This is a genomic window from Polaromonas sp. CF318, assembly GCF_000282655.1.
In the GTDB taxonomy this organism is placed as follows: domain Bacteria; phylum Pseudomonadota; class Gammaproteobacteria; order Burkholderiales; family Burkholderiaceae_C; genus Polaromonas.
Genome location: NZ_AKIV01000052.1, coordinates 63,910 through 89,010, shown reverse-complemented (window position 1 = coordinate 89,010; position 25,101 = coordinate 63,910). Strand labels below are relative to the sequence as shown.

The 25,101-nt window shown below is 66.0% G+C and carries 27 protein-coding genes; 14 read left to right on the top strand and 13 right to left on the bottom strand.

The window, feature by feature from the left end; all coding sequences use genetic code 11:
- Positions 1-71 precede the first annotated feature (71 nt).
- Positions 72-380, bottom strand: a complete 309-nt coding sequence (locus PMI15_RS09225) for a hypothetical protein (RefSeq protein ID WP_007867141.1) — start codon at positions 378-380, stop codon at positions 72-74.
- Positions 381-523: 143 nt separating this feature from the next.
- On the opposite strand from PMI15_RS09225, the gene PMI15_RS09220 reads away from it, so the two are divergent.
- From PMI15_RS09220 to PMI15_RS09185, 8 genes are all read left to right on the top strand, one after another.
- Positions 524-1,174: a TetR/AcrR family transcriptional regulator gene (locus PMI15_RS09220; RefSeq protein ID WP_007867137.1), complete on the top strand. Its 651-nt coding sequence runs from the start codon at positions 524-526 to the stop codon at positions 1,172-1,174.
- 161 nt (positions 1,175-1,335) lie between these two features.
- Positions 1,336-2,316 (top strand): tripartite tricarboxylate transporter substrate binding protein, encoded by a 981-nt coding sequence (locus tag PMI15_RS09215; protein ID WP_007867134.1) that lies wholly within the window; start codon positions 1,336-1,338, stop codon positions 2,314-2,316.
- Positions 2,317-2,428: 112 nt separating this feature from the next.
- Positions 2,429-3,592 carry a Gfo/Idh/MocA family protein gene (locus PMI15_RS09210; RefSeq protein ID WP_036838174.1) on the top strand — a complete coding sequence of 388 codons (1,164 nt, stop codon included), beginning with the start codon at positions 2,429-2,431 and terminating at the stop codon, positions 3,590-3,592.
- 10 nt (positions 3,593-3,602) lie between these two features.
- Positions 3,603-4,784 carry a dihydrodipicolinate synthase family protein gene (locus PMI15_RS09205; RefSeq protein WP_007867129.1) on the top strand — a complete coding sequence of 394 codons (1,182 nt, stop codon included), beginning with the start codon at positions 3,603-3,605 and terminating at the stop codon, positions 4,782-4,784.
- 58 nt (positions 4,785-4,842) lie between these two features.
- The gene (locus PMI15_RS09200) at positions 4,843-5,808 is read left to right on the top strand and encodes a tripartite tricarboxylate transporter substrate binding protein (RefSeq protein ID WP_007867127.1); all 966 of its coding nucleotides are present in this window, start codon (positions 4,843-4,845) and stop codon (positions 5,806-5,808) included.
- A gap of 11 nt (positions 5,809-5,819) precedes the next feature.
- Positions 5,820-6,521 (top strand): SDR family NAD(P)-dependent oxidoreductase, encoded by a 702-nt coding sequence (locus PMI15_RS09195; protein WP_007867125.1) that lies wholly within the window; start codon positions 5,820-5,822, stop codon positions 6,519-6,521.
- Positions 6,522-6,525: 4 nt separating this feature from the next.
- A complete protein-coding gene (locus PMI15_RS09190) occupies positions 6,526-7,440 on the top strand; it encodes an NAD(P)-dependent oxidoreductase (RefSeq protein ID WP_007867123.1) in 915 nt (304 codons plus the stop codon).
- Positions 7,437-8,315, top strand: a complete 879-nt coding sequence (locus PMI15_RS09185) for a sugar phosphate isomerase/epimerase (protein WP_007867121.1) — start codon at positions 7,437-7,439, stop codon at positions 8,313-8,315. Before PMI15_RS09190 ends, PMI15_RS09185 begins: the two co-directional genes overlap by 4 nt.
- Positions 8,316-8,336: 21 nt before the next feature.
- Here PMI15_RS09185 and PMI15_RS09180 read toward each other — a convergent pair whose 3' ends face one another.
- Together PMI15_RS09180 and PMI15_RS09175 are read right to left on the bottom strand one after the other, a co-directional pair.
- Entirely contained in the window at positions 8,337-9,113 is a 777-nt protein-coding gene (locus tag PMI15_RS09180; protein WP_007867119.1) for a MipA/OmpV family protein, read from the bottom strand.
- A gap of 114 nt (positions 9,114-9,227) precedes the next feature.
- Entirely contained in the window at positions 9,228-10,487 is a 1,260-nt protein-coding gene (locus PMI15_RS09175) for an MFS transporter (RefSeq protein WP_007867117.1), read from the bottom strand.
- 81 nt (positions 10,488-10,568) lie between these two features.
- On the opposite strand from PMI15_RS09175, the gene PMI15_RS09170 reads away from it, so the two are divergent.
- Positions 10,569-11,423 (top strand): helix-turn-helix domain-containing protein, encoded by an 855-nt coding sequence (locus PMI15_RS09170; RefSeq protein ID WP_238541093.1) that lies wholly within the window; start codon positions 10,569-10,571, stop codon positions 11,421-11,423.
- On the opposite strand, the gene PMI15_RS09165 is transcribed toward PMI15_RS09170, so the two are convergent.
- The 4 genes from PMI15_RS09165 to PMI15_RS09150 all read right to left on the bottom strand — a co-directional run bounded on the left by PMI15_RS09165 (position 11,420) and on the right by PMI15_RS09150 (position 13,662).
- On the bottom strand, positions 11,420-11,998 hold the full coding sequence (locus PMI15_RS09165) for a hypothetical protein (RefSeq protein WP_007867111.1): 579 nt from the start codon (positions 11,996-11,998) through the stop codon (positions 11,420-11,422). The two genes, PMI15_RS09170 and PMI15_RS09165, sit on opposite strands and share 4 nt — an antisense overlap.
- A 38-nt stretch (positions 11,999-12,036) precedes the next feature.
- Positions 12,037-12,783, bottom strand: a complete 747-nt coding sequence (locus PMI15_RS09160; protein ID WP_007867104.1) for a hypothetical protein — start codon at positions 12,781-12,783, stop codon at positions 12,037-12,039.
- Between the two features lie 109 nt (positions 12,784-12,892).
- On the bottom strand, positions 12,893-13,447 hold the full coding sequence (locus tag PMI15_RS09155) for an RNA polymerase sigma factor (protein WP_007867102.1): 555 nt from the start codon (positions 13,445-13,447) through the stop codon (positions 12,893-12,895).
- Positions 13,444-13,662 (bottom strand): YgaP-like transmembrane domain, encoded by a 219-nt coding sequence (locus PMI15_RS09150; RefSeq protein WP_007867100.1) that lies wholly within the window; start codon positions 13,660-13,662, stop codon positions 13,444-13,446. The genes PMI15_RS09155 and PMI15_RS09150 overlap by 4 nt, the downstream gene beginning before the upstream one ends.
- A 164-nt stretch (positions 13,663-13,826) precedes the next feature.
- On the opposite strand from PMI15_RS09150, the gene PMI15_RS09145 reads away from it, so the two are divergent.
- Positions 13,827-14,705 carry a CAP domain-containing protein gene (locus PMI15_RS09145; RefSeq protein ID WP_157214576.1) on the top strand — a complete coding sequence of 293 codons (879 nt, stop codon included), beginning with the start codon at positions 13,827-13,829 and terminating at the stop codon, positions 14,703-14,705.
- A 10-nt stretch (positions 14,706-14,715) separates the two neighbouring features.
- Here the strand turns inward: PMI15_RS09145 and PMI15_RS09140 are convergent, their stop codons facing one another.
- A complete protein-coding gene (locus PMI15_RS09140; protein WP_007867093.1) occupies positions 14,716-16,149 on the bottom strand; it encodes a coniferyl aldehyde dehydrogenase in 1,434 nt (477 codons plus the stop codon).
- Positions 16,150-16,304: 155 nt separating this feature from the next.
- Here PMI15_RS09140 and PMI15_RS09135 point away from each other — a divergent pair, with 155 nt between their 5' ends.
- From PMI15_RS09135 to PMI15_RS09125, 3 genes are all read left to right on the top strand, one after another.
- Positions 16,305-17,234: a DnaJ C-terminal domain-containing protein gene (locus PMI15_RS09135; RefSeq protein ID WP_007867091.1), complete on the top strand. Its 930-nt coding sequence runs from the start codon at positions 16,305-16,307 to the stop codon at positions 17,232-17,234.
- Between the two features lie 40 nt (positions 17,235-17,274).
- The gene (locus PMI15_RS09130; protein WP_007867089.1) at positions 17,275-18,375 is read left to right on the top strand and encodes a DNA alkylation repair protein; all 1,101 of its coding nucleotides are present in this window, start codon (positions 17,275-17,277) and stop codon (positions 18,373-18,375) included.
- A gap of 119 nt (positions 18,376-18,494) precedes the next feature.
- Positions 18,495-18,998, top strand: a complete 504-nt coding sequence (locus PMI15_RS09125; RefSeq protein WP_007867087.1) for a CreA family protein — start codon at positions 18,495-18,497, stop codon at positions 18,996-18,998.
- An 11-nt stretch (positions 18,999-19,009) separates the two neighbouring features.
- Here PMI15_RS09125 and PMI15_RS09120 read toward each other — a convergent pair whose 3' ends face one another.
- Positions 19,010-19,318 carry a hypothetical protein gene (locus tag PMI15_RS09120; protein ID WP_007867084.1) on the bottom strand — a complete coding sequence of 103 codons (309 nt, stop codon included), beginning with the start codon at positions 19,316-19,318 and terminating at the stop codon, positions 19,010-19,012.
- 207 nt (positions 19,319-19,525) lie between these two features.
- Between PMI15_RS09120 and PMI15_RS09115 the strand changes: the two genes are divergently transcribed.
- Complete coding sequence (locus PMI15_RS09115) at positions 19,526-20,239, top strand: YebC/PmpR family DNA-binding transcriptional regulator (protein WP_007867079.1); 714 nt, start codon at positions 19,526-19,528, stop codon at positions 20,237-20,239.
- A 5-nt stretch (positions 20,240-20,244) separates the two neighbouring features.
- On the opposite strand, the gene PMI15_RS09110 is transcribed toward PMI15_RS09115, so the two are convergent.
- From PMI15_RS09110 to PMI15_RS09095, 4 genes are all read right to left on the bottom strand, one after another.
- Positions 20,245-20,580 carry a hypothetical protein gene (locus tag PMI15_RS09110; protein ID WP_007867078.1) on the bottom strand — a complete coding sequence of 112 codons (336 nt, stop codon included), beginning with the start codon at positions 20,578-20,580 and terminating at the stop codon, positions 20,245-20,247.
- Positions 20,580-21,422: a hypothetical protein gene (locus tag PMI15_RS09105; protein WP_238541092.1), complete on the bottom strand. Its 843-nt coding sequence runs from the start codon at positions 21,420-21,422 to the stop codon at positions 20,580-20,582. Before PMI15_RS09105 ends, PMI15_RS09110 begins: the two co-directional genes overlap by 1 nt.
- 154 nt (positions 21,423-21,576) lie before the next feature.
- Positions 21,577-24,177: an ATP-dependent chaperone ClpB gene (clpB, locus tag PMI15_RS09100; RefSeq protein ID WP_007867073.1), complete on the bottom strand. Its 2,601-nt coding sequence runs from the start codon at positions 24,175-24,177 to the stop codon at positions 21,577-21,579.
- Positions 24,178-24,274: 97 nt separating this feature from the next.
- Positions 24,275-25,033: a TetR/AcrR family transcriptional regulator gene (locus tag PMI15_RS09095; RefSeq protein ID WP_007867071.1), complete on the bottom strand. Its 759-nt coding sequence runs from the start codon at positions 25,031-25,033 to the stop codon at positions 24,275-24,277.
- Between the last annotated feature and the right edge of the window lie 68 nt (positions 25,034-25,101).

The window sequence follows — 25,101 nt, the reverse complement described above, 5'->3', positions numbered from 1 at the left end:
GGGCCGCAGGCGCCGCCCCCTTTGAGGAGGGAACAGGCTACATGCAGTGAGCCTGGACGGGGGTGGGCCAATTATTCTGGTGTGGCAGCGTCGCCGTCACCGCCGCCCGCTTCCAGGGCTTGGCGAGCCAGCTCTTCGTCGCTCAAGGGCGGTGCCCCTTCCAGGGCCCGGAGTTCCTCGAGAAACTCCTCCGTGGGCTCCTCGTGTTCGAGCAGCACCTCTTCGAGCTTTTGCCGGCCGGTTTCCACATGCACCGAGGGAGAATGCAGTTCGGACGGCGGCACCGGGAATTTTTCACCCAGTTCAAATTTGAGCGCCTCGGCCTTCTGGTCTATCCAGTTTGCGAAGTCGCCGTCTTTGGGCGTGTCTGAATTGTTCATGGCCATCTCCTTTGCCTGGGGTGCCGGCGCGAACGGCCGGTACCTGCCCAATTATGGAGGTACGCTTCCACCCTGTGTACATCCCACGGCCATGTCGCCGGGGGATTTCTTGCTTTAATTCACCAAACAGTTAAATTCTCGCCATGCCGCCCCCCAAAACAATGACCACCGAGCCCCGCTCGCGCGACGCCGACCGATCCCAACTGGCCATCCTGCTGGCCGCCCGCGACGAGTTCGCGCAGCACGGCCTCGGCGGCGCGCGGGTGGACCGGATCGCCGAGCGGGCGGACGTCAACAAACGGTTGATCTACTACTACTTCAAGAGCAAGGACGAGCTCTTCCTGGCGGTGCTGGAAAACGCCTATGCCGACATCCGCGCGGCGGAAACAGAACTGCACCTGCGCGACATGGAGCCGGCGCAGGCCATCCGCCGCCTCACGGAATTCACCTGGGAGTACTACATCGCCCACCCCGAGTTCCTGACGCTTCTCAACAGTGAAAACCTGCACCAGGGCCGACACCTGGCCATGTCCAGCCGCGTGCAGGAAATGAACTCGCCGCTGGTCCAGACCCTGGCGGAAATCCTCGAACGCGGGCGCGCGGACGGGCTGTTTCGCGGTGGCATCGACCCGGTGCAGCTGTACGTCTCCATCGCCGGGATGTCGTACTTCTACCTGTCGAACAACCACACGCTGTCGGCCATCTTCGGGCGCGACCTGATGACGCCCAAAGCCCGCCACGAGCGGCTCTCGCACATGTGCGAGGTCATCCTAGGGTATGTCCTTAGAAGCTGATCCCGGCTTGTCATTGACGCGGCGGCGAGGCCATTTTTACAATTCGTAATTCACTTAATGGTGAATTAAGCGTAAACTGCTTTCCGGTACCGCAACAACACCGGCGGCATGGACAGGTCTTTCGCAGCCCTTCAATGACCCCCTTTCAGGAGACAAAGCCCATGAAGTTCACACGTCGCGCCGCACTGGCCAGCCTCGCCTGCCTGGCGGCGCTGTCACCCCTGGCGGCCAGCGCCCAGGGAGCCTATCCCAACAAGCCCATTCGTGTCATCGTGCCTTTTGCCGCGGGCAGCACCACCGACATCATTGCCCGCGCCATCACCGACAAGATGAGCCAGAGCATGGGCCAGACGCTGGTGATCGACAACCGCGGCGGCGCCAGCGGCACCATAGGCCAGCAGGCCGTGGCCACTGCCGCGCCGGACGGCTACACCATCATGATCCACTCGTCCTCGCACACGGTCAGCCCCTCGACCTTCGCCAAGCTGCCCTTCGACACCGTGGGCGACTTCGCGGGTGTGACGCCGATTTCCAGCACGCCCAACGTGCTGGTGATGTCGCCGGCCAAAAACATCAAGACGCTGCAGGAACTGCTGGCCGCCGCGCGCGCCAAGCCCGGCAGCATGAACTTCGCCTCGGCCGGCCAGGGCAGCGCCACCCACCTGAATGCCGAAAAATTCAAGCTCGCCGCAAAAATCGAAGCCACCAACATTCCCTTCAAGGGATCCGGCGAAGCGGTGACCGAAGTGATCTCCGGCCGCGTCGACTACTACTTCTCGCCCATCGCGCCGGTCATCGGCCAGATCAAAAACGGCCAGCTCGTCGCCCTTGCGGTCGGTTCACCCAAACGCGCCAGTGCCCTGCCCCAGGTTCCCACCACGGCGGAAGCCGGCGTCCCGGGTTCGGAGTTCAACTTCTGGATCGGCATGATGGCCCCCGGCAAGACGCCGCGCGACATCGTCAACCGCCTGCACGACGAAGTGACCAAGGCCCTGAACACCCCCGAAGTCAAGGAGCGCTTCGCCGCCCTGGGCGCCGATGCGTGGACGCTCCCGCCCGAGCAGTTCGACGCCTACATCAGGGACGAAATCAAGAGCAATGCCGTGCTGGTCAAGGCCGCCGGACTGCAGCCCACCCAGTAACACCCGGCAAGTTTCCCCGCAGCGTCCCCGCACCCTTTCAACACCCCTGGCCGGACCAGGGTGCGGCCGCCGCATTAACCCAGTCACCCCAAGCCCAAGAGAGAAGGACCCCATGGCCACCCAACGACTAGGAATCATCATGCACGGCGTCACCGGACGCATGGGCATGAACCAGCACCTGATCCGCTCCATCGTCGCGATACGCAAACAAGGCGGCGTGACGCTCTCCAACGGAGACAAGGTCATGCCCGACCCCATCCTGGTCGGCCGCAACGCTGAAAAGATCGAAGCCCTGGCCAAGGCCCACGGCCTCTCGCGCTGGGGCACCGACCTCGACGAAGCGCTCAAGAGCAAGGACGACACGATCTTCTTCGATGCCGGCACCACGCAGATGCGCCCCACCCTGCTGGCCAAAGCCATACGCGCCGGCAAACACGTCTACTGCGAAAAGCCCATCGCCACCAACCTCAACGAAGCCGTCGAGATCGCCCGCCTGGCTGAAAAATCGGGCCTCAAACACGGTGCAGTGCAGGACAAGCTCTTCCTGCCCGGCCTGCGCAAGCTCGACATGCTGCGCCGCGCCGGCTTCTTCGGCAAGATGCTGTCGGTGCGCCTGGAGTTCGGTTACTGGGTGTTCGAGGGCGACCTGCAGCCCATCCAGCGCCCCAGCTGGAACTACCGCAGCGAAGACGGCGGCGGGATGATCCTGGACATGATGTGCCACTGGCGCTATGTGCTGGACAACCTGTTCGGCGAGGTCAAGTCCGTCTCCTGCATAGGCGCCACCCATATTCCCCAGCGCTGGGACGAAGCCGGCAAGCCCTACAAGGCCACCGCCGACGACGCCGCCTACGCCACGGCTGAGCTGGTCGGCCACAACGGCGAGCCCGTGATCGCCCAGATGAATATGTCCTGGGCCACCCGCGTGCGCCGCGACGACCTGGTCACCTTCCACGTCGACGGCACGCACGGCTCGGCCGTGGCGGGCCTGTCGAGCTGCCGCGCCCAGTCGCGCGTGACCACGCCGCGACCGGTGTGGAACCCCGACGAGAAGCAGATGATGAATTTCTTCGACCAATGGCAGGAAGTGCCGGACTCGCAAACCTACGACAACGGCTTCAAGATCCAGTGGGAGCACTTCATACGCCACGTGGTCGAGAACGAGCCCTACAAGTGGACGCTGCCCGAAGGCGCCAAGGGCGTGCAGCTGGTCGAGGCGGCCCTGCAAAGCTGGAAAGAGCGGCGCTGGATCGACGTGCCGCCGCTGAAGGTTTGAGGGGCACGCCATGGCACTGACACTGACCTTGCCCCAGGCCGGCGGCCTCAAGCCCTACACCCTGCGCGGCAGCGCGCCCGTCAAACCTGCTGCCGGGCTGAAATTCAACCGCATCGCCTATTCCGCCGCGCATGTGGTGGCCGATCCGCTGGCGGCGGTGGACCCGTGGCTGGCCTGCGCCATCGACTGGGACACCACCATCGCCTACCGCCGTCACCTGTGGTCGCTGGGCCTGGGCGTGGCCGAAGCCATGGACACCGCCCAGCGCGGCATGGGCCTGGACTGGCCGACCTCGCTGGAGCTGGTACGCCGCTCGCTGGACGCGGCCAAAGACGTGCCGGGCGCGCTCGTTGCTTCCGGTTGCGGCACCGACCACCTGGTGCTGGAAAACGTCAAGACCGTAGACGAGGTCATCCGCGGCTACGAAGAGCAGATGGCGGCGATTGAAAAACTCGGCGGCAAGCTGATCCTCATGGCCAGCCGCGCGCTGGCCCGCGTGGCCACAAGCCCGGCCGACTACGAACGTGTCTACGACCGCATCCTGAGCCAGGCCAGGCAGCCCGTGGTGCTGCACTGGCTGGGCGACATGTTCGACCCGGCCCTGGCGGGCTACTGGGGCAGCGGCGATGTGGAAAAAGCCATGGACACGGCGCTCGGCATCATCAACGCCCACGCCGGCAAGGTTGACGGCATCAAGATCTCGCTGCTCGACAAGGACAAGGAAATCGCGATGCGCCGCAGGCTGCCGGCCGGCGTGCGCATGTACACCGGCGACGACTTCAACTACGCCGAGCTGATTGCCGGCGACGGTTTCGGCAAGGAAACGACGCACGGCCAAAGCGATGCCTTGCTGGGCATCTTCGACGCCATCGCACCCGCCGCCAGCGTGGCACTCGGCGAACTGGCACAGGGCCATATTGAGAAATTCCACGCCATCCTGGGCCCCACCGTGCCGCTGTCGCGCCACATCTTTGCCGCGCCCACGCGGTTTTACAAAACTGGCGTGGTCTTCATGGCCTGGCTCAACGGCCACCAAAGCCACTTCACCATGGTGGGCGGGCAGCAGAGCACGCGTTCGCTGCAGCACTTTGCGGAACTGTTTCGGCTGGCCGATGCGGCCAACCTGCTGGAGCAACCTGAACTGGCCGTGAGACGCATGAAAACGCTACTGGCGCTACACGGCATCGAGTAACCAAAAAGAAGCCACAAGAGCTTCCCCGAGTCTATTTTTACGATCTCTGGAGACAACCATGAAGACACGCACTTTCCTCAAGGCCGGCCTGGCCGTCGGCCTCGCAGCCGCCGCCTTTGGCGCCGCCGCGCAGGCCTATCCCAGCCGCCCCGTCAAGGTCATCATCCCCTTCCCGCCCGGCGGCACGCTGGATGCGGTGGGCCGGCAGCTGGCGCAGAAGCTCGGTGAGCAGATGGGCCAGCCCTTTGTGGTGGAAAACCGCGCGGGCGGCAACGGCACCATCGGTGCGCATGTGGTCGCGCAGGCGCCTGCAGACGGCTACACCCTGCTCTTCAATGCTTCCACTTTCACCACCGCACCCATGACCATGAAGTCGGTGCCCTACGGTGTGGTGAAAGACTTCACGCCCGTCTCGCTGGTCGCCAAGGCGCCCTTGTCGATTGCCATCAACAAGAACCTGCCGATCACCGACGTGAAGTCGCTGATTGCCCACGCCAAGGCCAACCCCGGCAAGATGACGTTTGCGGTCGGCTCCATCGGCTCTGCCGGCCACCTGTCAACCGAATTGCTCAAGCGCGCCGGCGGCATCGAATACACCGTGGTGCCCTACAAGGGAACGGCGCCCGCGTTCCAGGATCTGATCGGCGGCCAGATCGACGGTTTTATCGACCCCATCCTCGGCTCGCTGCAGTACCACAAGAGCGGCCTGCTGCGCGTCGTTGCCATCACCGGCGACAAGCGCGTGCCCAACCTGCCTGACGTGCCGACCGTGGCAGAGACGATTCCCGGCTATGAGTTTTACAGCTGGTACGGCCTGTGGGGCCCGGCAAAATTGCCGGCGGACATCACGCAGAAACTCAACGCCGAAACCAACAAGGCGCTGGCAAGCGACATGCGCGAGAAACTTCTCCAGCAAGGCCTGGTGCTGACACCCGGCACGCCGGAGGACTTCGCGAAATTCCAGAACAGCGACATGGCGCGCTCACAGAAGATCATCACCGACGGCAACATCCGTGTCGAATAACATGCACAACCATGGCCACTGAAGATGTGAGACGCGCGCTGGTCACGGGCAGCAGCTCCGGCATTGGCCTGGCCATTGCGCAAGCACTGCTTGACCAGGGTTGGGACGTCGTCGGACTGGACCTGGCGCCTGCGCGCATCGTGCATCCGGCGTTTTCCTCCACCGAAGTTAACCTGTGCCATACCGAGGCCACGGAGCGCGCGGTACGCTCGGCAGGCGCCGTGCAGGCCCTGGTCCACGCGGCCGGCGTGCTGCGCGTGGGCCGGCTGGGCACGCTGTCCAATGAAGATTCGCAACTGATGTGGCAACTTCATGTCGATGCGGTCACGCGCATCGCCAACCTGGTGGTCCCCGCCATGGCGCAGGCCGGCGCAGGCCGTGTGGTACTGGTCGGCAGCCGCGTGGCGCGCGGCATGGCCGGCCGCAGCCAGTACGCGGCGACCAAGGCGGCGCTGGTGGCCCTGGCGCGCAGTTGGGCCGCGGAAACCGCGGCTTCGGGCGTGACCGTCAACGTGGTGTCCCCGGCGGCCACCGAAACCGCCATGCTCGCCGACCCGGCGCGCGCTGCGGTCCCGCCCAAACTGCCGCCCCTGGGCCGGCTGATCCAGCCGGGAGAGATCGCCGCGCTGGTCACCTTCCTGCTCTCGACCGATGCCGCGGCCATCACCGGCCAGGACATCCAGATCTGCGGAGGCGCGTCGCTCGCGGCGTGAAACCATGGCAGCGAAAGACTCCATAGGCATCGTCGGCCTGGGCCTGGTCGGCACGGCGCTCGCGCGGCGCCTGATGGCTGCCGGCTTTGAAGTCACGGGCTTTGACCTGCGCGAAGAAGCCCGTGCCGCGCTGGCAGGCCAGGGAGGACGCCAGGCCGCATCCCTGGCCGAGGTTGCCGGCGCGGCCTCCTGCGTGGTGCTGGCCGTGTTTGATACCGCTGATGTGCTCAGCGTGGTGGAAGGGCCCGAAGGCCTGCTGTCCGTCCCCGGCGTTCGCAGCATCATCGACTGCTCCACCGGCACACCACATGAACTCCAGGCGCTGGCCGCGCGACTCACGGCGCGCGGCATTGCCTTCATCGAAGCACCGCTGTCGGGCTCCAGCCAGCAGATCGCCGCGGGCGAGGCCACGCTGCTGCTGGGCGGCGAAACCCAGGCCTTGCGGCAATGCGAAGCCGTGCTGGCCGCCATGGCCGGCCAGCGTTTCCACGTGGGCGGCGCCGGCATGGGGGCCAGGGCCAAGCTGGCCACCAACCTGGTACTGGGCCTGAACCGGGCGGCATTGGCCGAAGGCATGGTCTTCGCCGAAAGCCTGGGCATTGCACCTGAACAATTCCTGGCGCTGGTGCTGGCCAGCCCGGCGACCTCCGGCGCGGCGCAGGCCAAGGGCCGGATGATGGTGGACGGCGACTTCGCGCCGCATTCGCGCATACGCCAGCACCTCAAGGACCTGGCCCTGATGATTGACAGTGCCTCGGCCGCCGGGCAGGAACTGCCCCTGTCCCAAGCGCATGCGGCCCTGCTGCGCGCGGCCGTCGCCGCCGGCGACGGTGAACTCGACAACGCGGCCATCATCCGCGAACTGCGCCGGCGCAAAACCGCGCCTCCTCCAACCGACCCGAATCAAACTTCGCCATGAGAGACTTTTCGCAAGACCACCGCTGGCTCTCCATCAACACCGCGACCGTGCGCAAAAACCGGGGCGTCGAGCAGCCTCTGGCGGACATCCTGCAAGCCTGCGCCGCGCGCGGCATACGCGCTGTGTCGCCCTGGCGCGACCAGGTGGCGGCCGCCGGCCTGCCGCTCATTTCAAAGCTGGTCAAAACCCACGGGATGCAGCTCTCGGGCTACTGCCGCGGCGGCATGTTTCCCGCGGCGGACGCGGCGGGCCTCAAAGCCGCGCACGAGGACAACCGCCGCGCCGTCGACGAGGCCTGCGAGCTGAACGCCGCCTGCCTGGTGCTGGTGGTGGGCGGCCTGCCCGGCGCGCTGGCCGGCAAGGCGGCGCACAAGGACATCGCGCTGTCGCGCAGCCAGGTGCATGACGGCATTGCCGCTTTGCTGGACTACGCCAGGGCTTGCAAAATGCCGCTGGCCATCGAACCGCTGCACCCTATGTACGCCGCTGACCGCGCCTGCATCAACACGATGGAGCACGCGCTGGACGTCTGCGATGCGCTGGACCCAGCCAACACGGGTGCGCTTGGCGTGGCCGTGGATGTCTACCACGTCTGGTGGGATCCCAAGCTCGAAGCCCAGATCAAGCGCGCCGGCAAGGAACGGCTATTGGCCTTTCACGTCTGCGACTGGCTGACACCGACCACCGATCTGCTCAACGATCGCGGCATGATGGGCGACGGTGTGATCGACATCCCGAAAATCCGCGGCTGGGTGGAAGCCCAGGGCTTCGCGGGTTACAGCGAGGTGGAGATTTTTTCGACGGGCAACTGGTGGCAGCGCGGCAGCGACGAGGTATTGGACACCTGCATTGCGCGGCACAAGTCAGCGGTTTAAAGCAACCCTTGCGGGGACCGCCTACCTGAACCGGTAGGACACGGCGATATAACCGGTATCCTGCGTGCGACGGCTGAGCAGCGGACTGTTGCGCACCGAGGAATCCAGCCATTTGCGGCGCAGTTGCATGGTCAGCGTCCAGGGTTCGCCCAGCGGCACATCCACGCCCAGCCCCAGCACCGGGGACGTCGAGGCGCCGGCGCTGTAGACCGAGAAGCCGCTGGCGGCGGACTCCGCCGCGCTGACGCCATACAGGTAGTTGTTGTATTTGGCGTTGCTGTATTCCAGCCCCAGCTGCGGAAAGAAGGACCAGCTTCCCACCTTGAATTCCGCCGCGTACGTGGCCTCCAGCAGGCTGCCGTGCGACTTGTTGGCGTCGACAAAGGCGTTCAGAAACAAGGCGCCGTATGGCGTTTCCTGGAAAGTGCCTATGCCCAGCGGAATCGGGGTCTTGCGGTCTTTGAGGCCCGACAGCGCGGCGGTGTCGGCGCGCCAGCCGTCCTGGCTGACGCGGCCCGCGAACTCCAGGTAGCCGTAGCCGAACTTCACGGTCTTCAGGCTCAGGGTGTCCACACGCACGGCAAGGCGGCCGTAGTCAAAAAAACCGTAGGGCAGCAAACGGGTTTCACTGCCCTTGCTGCGGATCACGCTTTGTGTGCCGTAAACGGCGCCGCCCAGGTCGCCGGTCAATTCGTATTTCAGCGGCGCGATCTGCGCGGCGGCCAGCAGGGGCAGCAGGCTCCCTGCACCCAACAGGGTACGAGCTGAAAAGGCCATCGCATACCGGGTGTGGGTCATGCAAATCAGTATAGGCCTGGCCTCCTTTTCAGGCCATGGGCGTGCACAACTCCACCCGAAAACCGTTGCTGTTGCGCACACTGGCCGTTGCCTGGCCAGGTTTTGGGCCGACGCCTAGACGGCCGTCGGCACCTGGCCCGCCACCGGCAGCGCCGTACGGCGCACACGCCGCACATTGAAGGCGCTGGCGATCAGCACGCCCTGCATCAGCGCCAGGCCCAGCAGCACGCCGCGGTACTGGCCGTGGTCCATCATCGCGCCGAAGACCAGCGGCGAGACAGCCTGGCCAATGTCCAGGCCCGCATAGACCACGCCATAGACGCGGCCCGAAGCGTTTTCGGGCGTGGAGCGCTTGACCAGCAGGTCGCGCGACGGCCCGGCAATGCCCGAGGCAAAACCCATGACACCGAACAGCACGGGCACCACCCAGGCCGGGTAGCTGCCCAGGGCCAGCAGCAGCGCGAACACGGCCGCCACGCCAAAACCCACGCCCACGATACGCTCGCAGCGCGCCGGGTCCGAGGCGAGAAAACCGCCAAACACCATGCCGCCGGCGCTGCACACCATGTAAATAGTGAGGCAGATGGCAACCAGCGGCAGCGGCACCTCATGCAGGTGGCGCGCGGCCTCGGGCGCGAAGGCCTGCACCACGCTGAGCACGATGGCGTACCAGAAGAAAAAGGCAAAACACATCCAGACCGCGGGAATCTTCAAGAAGCCCAGCGAGCTGTCGGCCGCCGGCGCGCCCTTGGCCGGCGCCGTCACGGTCAGCGTCAGCTTGTCGCGGTTGGCCACCAGCACCGCCAGCACCACAAAGGCCAGCACACCCGCGCAGGCCAGCGCCACGCGCCAGGAAAACGCGAAGGTCAGCGGCACCAGCATGGCCGGGGCCAGCGCCCAGCCCAGGCTGCCGGTGATGCCGTGCACGCTGTAGGCATGGCCCAGGCGCGGCGCGCTGACCTTGCGGTTGAGCAGCGTGTAGTCGACCGGATGGAAAACGCCGTTGCCGATGCCGGCGATCACGGCAAAGCCGGCCAGCATCCAGTAGCTGGTGCTGATGGAATAACCGAAGGCCGCCAGGCCCAGCAGGCTCAGGCCGCCGAACAGGATGGGGCGCGGGCCGAAGCGGTCCACCACAAAACCCGACATCGCCTGCACCGCGCACGACACGACAAAAAAGAGGGTCATCAGAAAGCCGAGCTCGGCATAGCTGACGTTGAAGGCTTCCTTGAGCCAGGGAAACAGCGGCGCCAGCAGCAGCTGGCTGAAGTGGCTGATCAGGTGGGCCGTGCCGACCAGGCCGATCACGCTGGCGTCCTGCTTGAGTGAAATCGCGTTGCCGGCGGCTGCGGCCACGGTGCTTGAAGTATTCATGGCGCTATCGTAGTATTGGCCTCGCCTGCTGAAATGCGACAAATAGCCATGATTCATCGAATTTCAGACAAAACCACCCGAGTGATCATTGAGCATGCGCGTAACCCCGGCCTTCGCCTGATGCCGGTGGGCGACACCGACAGCTTCACACCCACCCCGAAGCGGCCGGTGCGCGTGCGTGCCCGCTCCATGCCGGCCGACACCCACTTCGAGCCGCATTCCCACGCCTGGGCGCAGTTGGCCTACTGCGCCACCGGCGTCGTGCAGGTCACGGCCGAGAGCGACGGCGCCGGCGGCGAAATCACCTACATCGTGCCGCCCTCGCGCGCGGTGTGGATCGCACCCGGCGCCCTGCACCACATCACCGTGCTGGAGGCCGCCGAGTTCCGCACGCTCTACATCGACGCCAGTGCCACACCCAAGGGCTGGAGTGGCTGCCGCGTGCTGGTGGTGTCGCCCCTGCTGCGTGAATCGATCAGCGCCCTCGATGCCGCCTCGCCCACACGCCCGCTGAGCTCCACGCGCGAGCAACTGCTCAGCGGCCTGGTGCTGGACGAACTCACGCATGCCGACATCCAGGCCCTGGGCGTGCCCATGCCGCACCCGCAAACCGGCGACAAGCGGCTGCGCGCCCTGTGCGAGGCAGTGCTGCATGCCCCGTCCGAGCGGGCCACGCTGGCCGAATGGGCGGCGGACACCGGCGCCAGCGAGCGCACCGTGGCCAGGCTGTTCCGCGACGAACTGGGCCTGAGCTACCAGCAGTGGCGCCAGCAGGCCATCCTGGCCCACGCCCTGCCCCTGCTCACGCGCGGGCTGTCGGTCAGCGCCGTGGCGGCGGCCAGCGGTTATGCCAGCGACAGCGCCTTCACCGCGATGTTCAAGGCGGCGATGGGCCAGCCGCCCAGCCATTTCCAGAAACAAGTGCAGTTGGCCTAAAGCTCCCGGGCCGCCTGCCACAGTCCCTGCTGGCCGACGGCGCCATACCAGGCCAGGAAACGCCTGCGCTGGCTTTCAAAGGGTTCGGTCAGTGGCTGCCGCGGGTCCTGGCTCAGCGCATAGGCCATGCCCTCCACGAACCACTGCGGCTTAAACAGCAGGCGCAGGGTACCGATGCGCTCGGCCTGCGCATGGTGGATCAGTTCGTGGCGCACAAAAAAAGACTCCCAGGCGCGCGGGCCTATCACCGTACCCATCGTGCCCACGGTGACCGCCGCGCGCGCACCCAGGCCAAATGCGTCGGCGCAGGCTTGCGTCGCGCAAAAAATGACGCGGGGCTTGCCTTTGAAGGGGCCCAGCAGCTCCGGCACAAACGCCACGGCCTCCGCATACAGGCCGGCGGCCTGCACCAGCCGGGTGGGGTCGTCAACGCAGACCGACGCGTTCAGGCAGCTCACGCCCACCAGGCTTGGCGCGACCACCCGCACGGGCTTGACCGCGAACCAGGTGATCAGGGGAACCGCCGCCAGCATCACCAGCAGGCGGACTTTGAAGGAGGGGCGGCCCAGGCGCATGTGAGGCCGGTCAGCGACAAGGCCAGGGCATGCGGCCTTCAGCGGCGGTCAAACGCCGCATTCAGCCGGCGCAGCAAGGGCTTGTTGAGCTCGCGGGTGTGCCGGTTCCAGCGGTCCATGGAGCGCTGCAGCTCGACCTGCAGGCGCGCGCTGGTGGCGGTGTCGCCAGCGGTCGCGGCCCAGATGGCGTATTCGGCGCGGCTTTCGAAACTGCCGAAACGCTCCACCGCGGATTCGAATTCCGCCCTGGCGTCGACGCCCCTGCCGGCGCCCGCCAGCGCCTGGGCCAGCAGCAGCGAAACCTGTTCCGCGCGGAAGCCGGCGTCGGTCTTGCGGATGAACTCGAGGTGGGTGATCGCCTCGGCATAACGCTCGCAGGCGAAATACGCGCGCGACGCGCCCAGCCTGATTTCGAGGTCGGATGCGAACGGACCCTTGAGGCAGGCGTCGTAGCTCTGGGCGGCTTCCAGGGGCTGGCCCGCCTCCAGCAGTGCCGCGGCCAGCCGCATCTGGTTCTGCGCGGTCGGCGTGTAGTCGAAGGCGGCATGCGCCTCCTTGAGTTCGCGCGTGGGATTGAGCGTCTTCGCGGCGGCCGCCACCACCTTGCGCGCGCCGCGTTCGAGCCGCGAGTCCGGCAGGTAGATCGCCAGGAAATAAACGATGCTGCCCAGCAGGGGGAAGGAGAACAGGATGATCAGCCAGTACAGCTGCTGGCCGCTGCGCAGGGCGTGGACGGCGAAGAACACCGCCACAAAGAAATGCAATCCCAATCCGACAAAAGGCATGGCTCACCCCTCCAGGTTATTTTGGGGGCCATTCTACGGGGGTGCCAGGACAGGTACCCCATGCTTTCGACCGCCGGTGGGGGTTCCGGGGACGACCGGTAGCCGGCGTTCATGGCAGGCCGTCGATACCTGTGTCCTTGTTCCAGTAGCCGCTGGCCATCAGGCGCTCCCGCACCATGGCGCGCGCCCGGTGCAGCCGGCTCTTGACCGCGTCCACGCCCAGGCCCAGTTGCTTCGCCACCTCGGGCGCCGTGAGTTCATCGACGTCGCGCAGGATCAGCACCTCCCTGTAGGCTTCGGGCAAAGCGGCGATGGCGCGGATCAAATCCAGCCGCAGGTCCAGCGGCAGCGCCTGCGCCGCGACGGCCTCCACATCGACGCCCTCCTGGCCCTGCGCGGCCTTGCGGCCGCGAAACAGGCGAAAGCATTCGCGCTCGACGATGCGAAACAGCCAGACGGCAAAGGTCGCCGCGGTGCGCAGCGCGCCTATCTTGCGGTAAAGCTGCCACAGCGCGGCCTGCACCGCATCTTCCGCATCCTCAGCGCTGGAACAGGTGCGGCGCGCGAAACGCTTGAGGTCGGGCTGGCACTGCGTGAGCAGTTGGGCGATGGCCTGGGTGTTGCCGCCGCGCGCGGCTTCGACCAGTTGGGCGCTGGCTTTCATGGTTTGCCTTTGGCCGTGGGCTTGCGGCCGACGAGCGCGCAGGCGGGGCAAAAACCGGCGATACCCGTCAGGCCCAGCCCCGCCGCGCTGGCCAGGGCAAGCGCCATGGGCCAGCCGGCCGGCAGCCACAGCAGGCCGGCGCAGGCCAGCAGCAGCGCGCCGCCCAGGCGTAGGGCCCGCTCCCAGGCGGGAAGATTTCGTTGCAGGAAAAACATCAGGAACTCCTTGGCTGTGGTGGATGCTGACAAAGAGGCCTGCTGGCGCCAAAAGGGTTCGGATTTTCCAAAATTATCCTATCGGCTTGCCGTGCCGACGCCTGGAGCCCGTGATGGGCGCGCGGCACGGCTGGCTATCATGGGCCATGCATATCCGGAGCAGCTTGGGGAAAACACAGGGCGCTTGGCCGCGCGCCGCCGGCTGCGCAGCGCTGGCCTTTCTGCTGGCCGCCACCGGCCTGGCGCAAGCGCAATCCGCGGCACAGGGCCATCCGCCGCTGCTGCGCGCGCTGAACGCCTTGCGCCAGCAGGGCTGCGCAAAAGGCAGCCGCCCGGCCGCCCCGCTGCGTGAAAATGCCGCGCTGTCGCAGGCCGCGGCGCTGGTCGCGGGCGGCCGCAAACTTGATGGCGCGCTCAAAGCCGTGGATTATCGTGCGCTCAGCACCATGCTGATCACGATACGGAGCGCCAGCGGGTCCGTGGCCCTGACACCAAAGGCACTGGGCAGATCTTGCGGCGCGGCCATGCACGCTGAGCTGCTGGAGGCGGGTTTTCACCAGCGCGGCACACAAACCTGGGTGGTGCTGGCCGAGCCCTTTTCGCCGCCGGCCGCCGCGCAGGCCGAAGAGGTGCAGGTGCGGGTGCTGGCGCTGGTCAACCAGGCGCGCTCCCGACCGCAGCACTGCGGCGACAAGGCTTTCGCGCCGGCGCCGCCGCTGCGGCTCAACCCCAAGCTGCACAGTATTGCGAACGCCCATGCGGGCGACATGGCACGCCACGACTATTTCAGCCACACCGGCCGCGACGGCAGCACGGTGGACGGCCGGGCCACGCGCGCCGGCTACGCCTGGGACGCCATCGGCGAAAACATCGCCGCCGGCCAGCTGAGCGCCGACGCGGCCGTGCGTGGCTGGATGAACAGCCCAGGCCATTGCGCCAACATCATGTCGCCGGCTTTCAGCGAGATGGGCGCCGCCTTTGTGGTGAACAGGCAGAGCAGCCAGGGGATTTACTGGGCGCAGGTGTTTGGGACGGCGCCTTGACGGCCAAGCGCTAGATCACGCGCTTGAGCAAGCCCATGACCTGCTCGAAGCGCTTGCCATAAGGCGGGTAGAACAAATCCCCGCGCGCCCACTTGGATTGCAGCATCACCGGCTTTTGCTGCGTCAGGCGCAGAAAGCCGGTTTCGCCGTGGTAGGCGCCCCAGCCGCTGTCGCCGACGCCGCCAAAGGGCAGGTTTTCGTGGGCGATGTGCATCAGCGTGTCGTTCACCGTGACGCCGCCGCTCACGGTGCGCGCCAGCACATGGTCGCGCGAGCCGGTGTCGGTGCCGAACCAGTACAGTGCCAGCGGCCTCGGCCTGGCGTTGACGTAGCGGATCGCTTCGTCGATGGCCGTGTAGGGAATCACCGGCAGTATGGGGCCGAAGATTTCCTCGCTGAGCAGTTTCGAGCCGGCCGGCACGTCAAACACCAGCACCGGTGCCATCTGCCGCGAAGCCGCGGCCACGCCGGCCATACCCGCGGTGCTGGGCTGGACGGCCTGCAGGCGCGCGCCCTCGCCTTCGGCCTGCGCCAGCAGCGCCTGCAGCCGCTCCAGATGGCGCGGGCTGATGATGGCCGCATAGTCGGGGTTGCCGGTGATGGTGGGAAACAGGGTCGCCACGGCGCGGGCAAAAGCCTCGCCAAAAGCCGTTTCGCTGCCTTGCGGCAGCAACACGTAGTCGGGCGCGATGCAGGTCTGGCCGGCGTTGAGCAGCTTGCCGTGCGCGATCTTGATGGCGGCCTTGTCGATGTCGCAGGAGGCATCGATGATGCAGGGGGACTTGCCGCCCAGCTCCAGCGTGGTCGGCGTCAGGTTGGCGGCGGCAGCCTCGGCCACCTTGCGGCCCACGGCGGTGGAGCCGGTGAAAAACAGGTGGTCAAACGGCAGGCCGGCGAATTCGGCGGCCAGTTGGCCGTCGCCCTGCACCACGCACAGCTCGTCGGGCGCAAAGGATTGCCCCAGCAGCGTAGCCAGCAGCTCCGAGGTGCGCGGCGTCAGTTCGCTGGGCTTGAGCATCACGCGGTTGCCCGCGGCCAGCGCCGTGATGACAGGGCCCAGCGAAAGCTGCACCGGATAGTTCCACGGCGAGATCACGCCCACCACGCCCAGCGGCTGGCGCTGCAGGTAGGCGCGCGCGGGCTGCAGGTACAGCGGAGTGCGCACCTTGACGGGTTGCATCCAGCGGGGCAGGTGCTTGAGCGTGCTGGAAAGCAGCGAGCGCAGCACAAAAATGTCGGCGATTTCGGTCAGCTGCGGCGAGCGCACACCGAAGTCGGCATTGACGGCCTGCGCCAGCTCGGCGCCGTGCGCATCCAGCAAGCCGCGTATGCGCAGCAGGCGGTCCCGGCGCAGTGCCAGCGGCACTTCGGCCTGCGTGCGGCTGGCCTGGTGCTGGGCGTCAAACAGGGTGCGAAGCGGTGTCCGGGAGGTGCTGGAAATCATCCGGCCATGATAGGGACCGCCGGGCCCGCGCAGTAGGGGCGCAACTCCAGCGCTACTCCGGGTTGACCCTGGGGTAGCCGTCCCCATTTAGGAGGCTGACGGCAGCTGCCAGACAGGGCGGCCGCCAGCTAAACCCATCCTGGTAAAGGTATTTCATGGAATACAAGGACTATTACAAGATCATGGGCGTGGCGCGCGATGCCACGCCCGATGAGCTCAAAAAAGCCCATCGCAAACTGGCGCGCAAATACCACCCCGACGTCAGCAAGGAAAAAAACGCCGAGACGCGCTTCAAGGAAATTGCTGAAGCCTACGAGGTGCTGCGCGACCCCGAAAAGCGCGCCGCCTACGACAGGCTGGGCGCCAACTGGCAGGCCGGGCAGGAGTTCCGGCCGCCGCCGGGCTGGCAGGCCCGCGAGCAAGCCGAAGGCCGCGGATTTTTCGGCGAGGCCCGGGGGTTTGACCACAGCGACTTTTTTGACGCTATCTTCCGCGGCATGGGCGCCGACCTGGGAGGCGGCTTCGGTGGTTTCGACACGGGCGGCCAGGACCAGCACGCCAAGATACAGATCACCCTTGAGGACGCCTACCAGGGCGCCACCCGCACGCTGCAACTCAGCGTGCCCGGCAAGCGCGGCCAGGCGCGCAGCATTGAATTCACCATCCCCAAGGGCATACGCGCCGGCCAGCAAATCCGCCTGGCCGGTCAGGGCGCGCCCGGCACCGGCAAGAGCGGCGCCGGCGACCTTTACCTGGAAGTGGAATTCCTGCCGCACAAGCTCTACCGCGCCGAGGGCCGCGACGTCTCCATGAACCTGCCCGTGGCACCCTGGGAGGCCGCCCTGGGCGCGCAGGTCGAAGCGCCCACGCCCACCGGCTGGGTCGAGGTCACCATCCCCGCGGGTTCGTCGCCGGGCAGCAAGCTCAGGCTCAAGGGCCGGGGCCTGCCGGGCAAGCCGTCGGGCGACTTCTACTTTGTGCTGCAACTGGCGCAGCCGCCGGCCGGCAGCAAGGCCGCCAAAAAGGCCTATGAAGACATGGCCGAGGCGTTCAAAGCCTTCGACCCGCGGGCCGGTTTGCAATAAGCAGCCTGGGAAAAAGTGCGCGGTGGCAGAATCGGTCGCCATGGCCGACACCGCCGTACCCGCCCTCAAAAACATCTTCGATCCCGCGCGCTATCGCCACATCGCGGCGCAAACCGCGGCGGTTTACCCGCGTTTTGACGACAAGCGATTTCTGGCGCTGGCGCTGCCCGGGCTGGACGGGCTGTCGCTGATGCAGCGCCTGCGGCGCACCAGCGAATGCCTGCACGCCACGCTGCCCGCCGACTACCGCAAAAGCATCGCCATCCTGCGCAAGCTCGCGCCGCGCATCAACAGCGGCTTTGTGACCCTGGTGCTGCCGGACTATGTGGGCCTGTACGGCCGCGAGGACTTTGACACCTCCATGGAGGCGCTGAAGTTTTTCACCGCCTTCGGCAGCTCGGAGTTCGCCATCCGCGAATTCATCCGCCAGGACCCGGCGCGCACGCTGGCCGTGATGAAGACCTGGGCCAAGGATGAGAGCGAGCATGTGCGCCGCCTGGCCAGCGAAGGCAGCCGCCCGCGCCTGCCCTGGTCTTTCAGGCTGGATGCGTTGATGGCCGACCCGGAGCTGGCCGCGCCCATCCTGGAGGCGCTCAAGGCCGACGGCAGCCTTTATGTGCGCAAGTCGGTGGCCAACCACCTCAATGACATCACCAAGCTGCACCCGGCGTGGGTGCTGGGGCGCCTGAAAAGCTGGCCGCTGGAGAACCCGCACACCGCATGGATCGCGCGGCACGCACTGCGCACGCTGATCAAGCAGGGCGACAAACAGGCGCTGGGCGTGATTGGCGCGGGAAAAAAAGCGGCCGTCAGCATCAGCGGCTTTTCCGTCAGCCCGAAAAAACTCCGCCTGGGCGAGCGGCTGGAGCTGTCGTTCACGCTGCAGTCCACCTCGCGCCAGAGCCAGCGCCTGGTGGTGGACTACACCATCCACTACGTCAAAAAAGCCGGCAGCAGTTCGGCCAAGGTCTTCAAGCTCAAGGAACTGGACCTGGCGCCGGGCCAAAGCCTGCAACTTTCACGCAGCCAGATGGTGCGCGACTTCACGACACGCGTGCACCATGCCGGCCGCCATGAGGTGGACATCATGGTCAATGGCGAGCGCCTGGCGAGCGGCTTTTTTGAGCTTTTAAAGCCTTGAACTGACATTTGCTTGCCCTTCTTGCACAGGAGGGGCTTGCAGGGCGCGCGGGTTTTGTACATTAGAAACCTGGGCTGTGCGAGCCCACGGCATCCAACACATATCAGGAGGGATATTCCATGACCAGCCCATACATCCGGCGCCTGCGCCCAGCCTTCAGCACGCTCGGCCTGCTGTTGCTTGTGTCCGCCTGCGGCGGCGCCGGCGGCGAGGAAATCGGCGCGGTGGACACCGTGTTCAAGTTCATAGGCCCCGACCACAAGATCGTGGTCGATGCCTACGACGATCCAAAAGTTGCCGGCGTGACCTGCTATGTGTCGCGTGCCAAGACCGGCGGCCTCAAGGGCGCGTTCGGCCTGGCCGAGGACAAGGCCGAGGCCTCCATCGCCTGCCGGCAGACCGGCGTCATCAGCTTTGGCGACAAGCCGCTGGACAAGCAGGAAGAGATGTTCAGCGAGCGCATTTCGCTGGTCTTCAAGAGGCTGCGTGTGGTGCGCATGATTGATACCAAGCGCAATACGCTGGTCTACCTGACCTATTCGGACCGCGTGATTGAAGGCTCACCGCAAAACAGCGTCACCGCCGTTCCGGTGCCGGCCGGCACCGTGATCCCGGTCAAGTAAGTCGAATCGCCCTACTTCGAGGCGGCGTTGCGCTTGCGCGTCGCCGCAGCCTTTTTGGCCGAAGCCGAGCGCTCGGCCGCGGGGCGCGACGCAGCCGCCGCGCCGCCCAGGCGACCGCCTTTGCGCGAGGGCGCATGGTTTTCCACCTTGCCGCGGCCCGAGCCGGACTTTTTGCCGCCGCCGGTTTCCTTGTTCACCGTGGCCCAGGCGCGCCGCTCGGCTTCCTCCTTGCCGACGCCGCGGTCCTCATAGCCTTGCTCGATGTGCTCGGCCTTGCGCTTTTGCTTGTCGGTGTAGGCAGATTTATCACCTCTTGGCATGTCAGCTCCTTTCGTGTTGGCAGAGGTCCAACTTAGCGCCGCGCTGCCGGCGTTCCGGCGGAAAGGGACTGAAATTCGCGTCGGTGCCGTCCTACTGATCCAGCCGCACCGTATGGGTGTATAACCGGAGACCCCCGGGTCCCGCGGCGCGTCCTCCGTGTCATGCCGCAGCACCCACCCCGGATACAACAGCAAGGAAGAACAGACATGGGCGCGCAGTGGAAAGCAAAAGGCAAGGAACTGGCCGCGAATGCCAGGGGCCGCTTGTTCGGCAAACTGGCCAAGGAAATCATGGTGGCGGCGCGCAACGGCGCGGACCCGGCCTCGAACGCGCGCCTGCGCCTGGTGGTGGAGCAGGCCCGCAAGGTCTCCATGCCCAAGGACACCCTGGAGCGGGCCATCAAGAAAGGCGCGGGGCTGACCGGCGACACCGTGCATTTCGAGCACGTGATCTATGAAGGCTTCGCGCCGCATCGCGTGCCCCTGATGGTTGAATGCCTGACCGACAACCTCAACCGAACGGCCTCGGAAATCCGTGTGCTGTTCCGCAAGGGGCATCTGGGCACTTCGGGCTCGGTCTCCTGGGACTTCGACCACGTCGGCATGATTGAGGCCGAGCCGCAAGCTGCCGGCGCCGACCCCGAACTCGCCGCGATTGAAGCGGGCGCCCAGGACTTTGAGCCGGGCCACGAAGAAGGCACGACGACGTTTCTGACCGACCATGCCGACCTGGACATCGTTAGCCGCGCCCTGCCCGCGCAAGGCTTTACCGTGCTGTCGGCCAAGCTGGGCTACAAGGCCAAAAACCCCATCAGCCCGGCCAGCCTGAGCGCCGCCGAACTCGAAGAAGTCGAAGCCTTCCTGGCGGCCGTCGATGCCAACGATGACGTGCAGAACATCTTTGTGGGCTTGGGCGACTGAGCCAACTACTTCGCGGGCGCCTCATAGCGGGGCCGTATCCGGGTTTTCTGCACGATGCCTGCCGGCGTGAACAGGACCACAAACTCGGCACCCGGTGTTTCGCTTTTGGGGGGCTTCTCCCGGTAAGCCCAGACTTCATAGCCGCTGTCAAAGCGGACCACGGTGGCGGAACCCAGCGCGGCGCTGACCTCGGCCTTGGTGCTGCTTCCGGGGATCACCATGACCTGCGCGCCCTGCATGGACAGCTGGCTGTCGCGGAAAAGAGGACGCGTTTCCTCAGGCGTGGCCGCGCAGCCCGCCAGCACCAGGCTGATGCAGGCCAGCAGCTTGCCCGGTGCCATCACCCGCCCTCCATGTAGTCAAACTCGACCAGCGTGTCGTCGGGCCAGGTGCGGTCGCCCAGCGGCAGGAAGTAGGTGCGGTCCACCAGCACCTCGCAGTCGCAGTCGGGCAGGTCCTTGTCCAGCTTGGGGTCGTCGCTTGCCGCAGCGTACAGCATGGCCAGGGGCAGGATTTCCCGGCGCGCGCCGGCCGCCAGGGAGACGCTGAACAGCGGGCGCTCGGAAAAGAACAGGTAGAGCGGCACCTTCTTGTCGCAATAGGCCGGCGTGTCGAACATCGCGCCGGCAATCCTGTCGACCACGCCGCCGCTGCGCGAGACCAGGCCGGCCTCCATACCCACCCTGCACTCCAGCCGCAAATCGCCCAGGCGCCGTGTGCCCGGCGGCAGGCCCGGCGTGCGGATCTCGGTGCGCCAGGTCATGCTCTGCGCCTTGCGGTTGGGGATGACCTGCGCATCCTCGGCAAAGGCCTTGGCGTCGCGCGGCAGGCTGAAAGTCCGGTCGGGTGCGATGGCCACGGGAAAGTCCATGGTCGTGCCTATCACTTCCATGGCAATCGCATTCATGTCGGTCTCGCGCCGGCGCGGCAAGAGCTTGAAGCGCAGCGAGGCATTGGGCGCCAGGCTTTTTTCGCGCTCGAAGAGGTCCATGCCGCGAATCATTTTCCGGTAGGACTTCTCGACCGGGTCGCTGTTGGCCTTGGCACTGATCGTCACCGGCCGCAGGGTGCGCACGCCCGGCTCCGGGGTGTCAGCCGCCTGGGCACCGGCCTGCGGGGCAACAGCCATGCCTGCCGCCAGGCAGGCGGTGCGCAGCACGGCGCGGGCAAGGCGGTTTGGCATGGCGTATCCGATGGGGCAGGAGACCATGGTAGGCCGCAGAGGCTGGCGGGGCTGTAGGACGATTCCAGCATTTTCCCCAATGGCACAGGCTCAAAAAAAAACCCGCCCCGGCATGAACCGGAGCGGGTTGTGAGGCTCACCATGAAAACGGTGGCTAATGAACGGTCGATTCAAACCTGAACACGCCCGGCTCGCGGATGGGGTCCACGTCCACCGGTATCGTGCTCTTGGGCGGGAACCGCCCTTCGAGCAGCAGCTTGCTGAGCGGGTTCTCGATGCGCTGCTGGATGGCGCGCTTGAGCGGCCTGGCGCCGAACACCGGGTCGAAGCCGACCTTGGCCAGCTCGGCGATCGCCGCTTCCGACACGTCCAGCGTGAGATCCATCTTCTGCAGCCGGGCGATGAGCACCTTGAGCTGTATGCGGGCGATGGACTCGATGTTCTTCGCGTCCAGGGCGTGGAACACCACGGTCTCGTCGATCCGGTTCAGGAACTCGGGGCGGAAATAGTTCTTGAGCTCATCGGTCACCGCGTCCTTGATTTCTTCCGTCGGCTTGCCGACCATGGACTGGATGATGGGCGAGCCGATGTTGCTGGTCATGACGATCACGGTGTTCTTGAAGTCCACCGTGCGGCCTTGCCCGTCCGTGAGGCGCCCGTCGTCCAGCACCTGCAGCAGCACATTGAACACGTCGGGATGGGCTTTTTCGACCTCGTCGAGCAGCAGCACGCTATAAGGCTTGCGGCGCACGGCTTCGGTCAGGTAGCCGCCCTCCTCGTAGCCCACATAACCCGGGGGCGCGCCTATCAGGCGGGCCACCGAGTGCTTTTCCATGAACTCGCTCATGTCGACGCGTATCAGGTGGTCTTCGCTGTCGAACAGGAAGCCGGCCAGCGCCTTGCACAGCTCGGTCTTGCCCACGCCCGTGGGGCCCAGGAACAGGAAGGAGCCGGTCGGGCGGTTAGGGTCGCTCAGGCCCGAGCGCGAGCGGCGTATGGCATTGGCCACCGCGCTGATGGCTTCGTCCTGGCCCACCACACGCTCATGCAGCTTGCCCTCCATCTGCAGCAGCTTGTCGCGCTCGCCCTGCATGAGTTTGCTGACGGGAATGCCGGTGGCGCGCGCAACGACCTCGGCGATCTCTTCTGCGCCGACCTGGGTGCGCAGCAGCGTGGGCGCGTTGGACTTGCCCTTGCTGGCTTCGCTGTCCTGCGCTTCCTTCAGGCGCTTTTCAAGCTCGGGCAGCTTGCCGTATTGCAGCTCGGCGACCTTGTTGAAGTCGCCCTTGCGGGTGAACTCCTCGATCTGGAAGCGGATGCGGTCGATCTCCTCCATGACGTCCTTGGAACCCAGCGCCTGGGCCTTTTCGGCCTGCCAGATTTCGTCGAGGTCGGAGATCTCTTTTTGCAGCTTGGCGATTTCCTCTTCGATGAGCTCGAAGCGTTTTTGCGAGGCTTCGTCTTTTTCGCGGCGCACGGCTTCGCGCTCGATCTGCAGCTGGATCAGGCGGCGGTCGAGTTTGTCCATGACCTCAGGCTTGGAGTCCATCTCGATCTTGATCTTGGCGGCTGCCTCGTCGATCAGGTCGATGGCCTTGTCGGGCAGGAAGCGGTCGGTGATGTAGCGGTGGCTCAGCTCGGCCGCGGCCACGATGGCCGGGTCGGTGATCTGCACGCCGTGGTGCGCTTCATATTTTTCCTGCAGGCCGCGCAGGATGGCGATGGTGGCCTCCACCGTGGGCTCGCCGACCAGGATTTTCTGGAAGCGGCGCTCCAGGGCGGCGTCTTTTTCGATGTATTTGCGGTATTCGTCGAGCGTGGTGGCGCCCACGCAGTGCAGTTCGCCGCGCGCCAGTGCCGGCTTGAGCATATTGCCCGCGTCCATCGCACCTTCGGCCTTGCCGGCGCCCACCATGGTGTGCAGTTCATCGATGAAGACGATGGTCTGCCCTTCGTCCTTGGCCAGTTCATTGAGCACGGTTTTCAGGCGCTCTTCAAACTCGCCGCGAAACTTGGCGCCGGCCAGCAATGCGGCCATGTCGAGCGACAGCACGCGCTTGCCCTTGAGGGAATCGGGCACTTCGCCGGCCACAATGCGCTGGGCCAGGCCTTCGACGATGGCGGTCTTGCCGACACCAGGTTCGCCGATCAGTACGGGGTTGTTCTTGGTGCGGCGCTGCAGCACCTGGATGGCGCGGCGGATTTCATCGTCGCGGCCTATGACCGGGTCGAGCTTGCCCAGGCGGGCGCGCTCGGTCAGGTCCATGCAGTATTTTTTGAGGGCTTCGCGCTGGCCTTCGGCGTCGGCGCTGTTCACGCCCTGGCCGCCGCGCACGGCGTCAATCGCCGCCTCGAGCGCCTTGCGGGTCAGGCCGTTCTCTTTGGCCAGGCGGCCGACGTCGCTCTTGCTGTCGGCCACGGCCAGCAGAAAGAGTTCACCGGCGATGAACTGGTCATTGCGTTTGATGGCTTCTTTTTCAGTAGCCTGCAGCAGCTTGGCGAGCTCGGAGCCGACCTGGATCTGGTCCTGGCCCTGCACCTGGGGCAGCTTTTTGACGGCCGCGTCGGCGGCCTGCGTGAGGCCACCCACGTTGACGCCGGCCTTTTCCAGCAGCGCGCGCGGGCCGTCGTCCTGGCGCAGCATGGCGGCCAGCAGGTGGACCGGCTCGATATAGGCGTTGTCATTGCCCAGCGCGAGGGATTGCGCGTCGCTCAGGGCTTCCTGGAATTTGGTGGTGAGTTTGTCTTGTCGCATGGAAAGTGTTCCCAATGGTTGATCCCCACAGACATTGGGGGTATGCGGGTGTTTTCAAGGCCTTCCGCCATCCCAGGCCACCCCCGGCTACACAGGCCTACCCACTGGCGGCACGGCGCAAGGCCCTGGCCCGTGATTCGACGCCGCGCACGATCACGTCAATCCAGGCCTCGAAACCGCTGTCCAGCGGCTGGCCGTCGCCGCTGGACCAGCGCAGCACAAAAGCCCGGTTCTGCATCGCACCCAGGTGCCGGGCGAGCGCGGGCTGGCGGACGGCGTCAACGCGTGCGATCTGGGCGCGGCAGGCGTTTTCCCAAGCCTCGGCGCCTTCCGTTGGGGCCGTGGAAAGCTCCATGGTCGCGAAGCCGCACATGGCGGCGAACACCACGTTGTAGGCATCGACCAGGCCGTCACCCTCAAAGCCGGCATCTTCCAGCAATTGCACCAGATGGTCCAGCATGGTGGCGTCGAAGGTGGCGTTGTAGATCAATTCGCTGGCCACCAGAGGGGCCAGCCGGGGATGGCGCCGCAGCACTTCGCGATAGCGGCGCAGCAGGGCAGCCAGGCGGTCCTGCCACCGTCCGGTGACCCAATCGTCGGCCACACCATTCATCGCCAGCGCCACCGCGCCCGAAATGAGTTCGTTGCGGCTGGGAACATGCCAGTAGATCGCCGACGGAAACACCTTGAGCACCTGCGCCAGTTCACGAATGTTGAAGGCCTGCGGGCCCTGGCGGTCTATCAGGGCCAGCGCCGCTTCCAGGATGCGCTCGCGGCTCAGCGCCGCGCCATGGGTGTCATCCGCGGTTTTGCGCGGCCTCCCGGCGCGACGGGGTGGGGGCGGTTTGGTGGGCAAGAGGGCTCCAGAAGCGGAAATAATGCGCCATTTTATGATTTATTGAAGAGTGTTCAATTAATATTGAA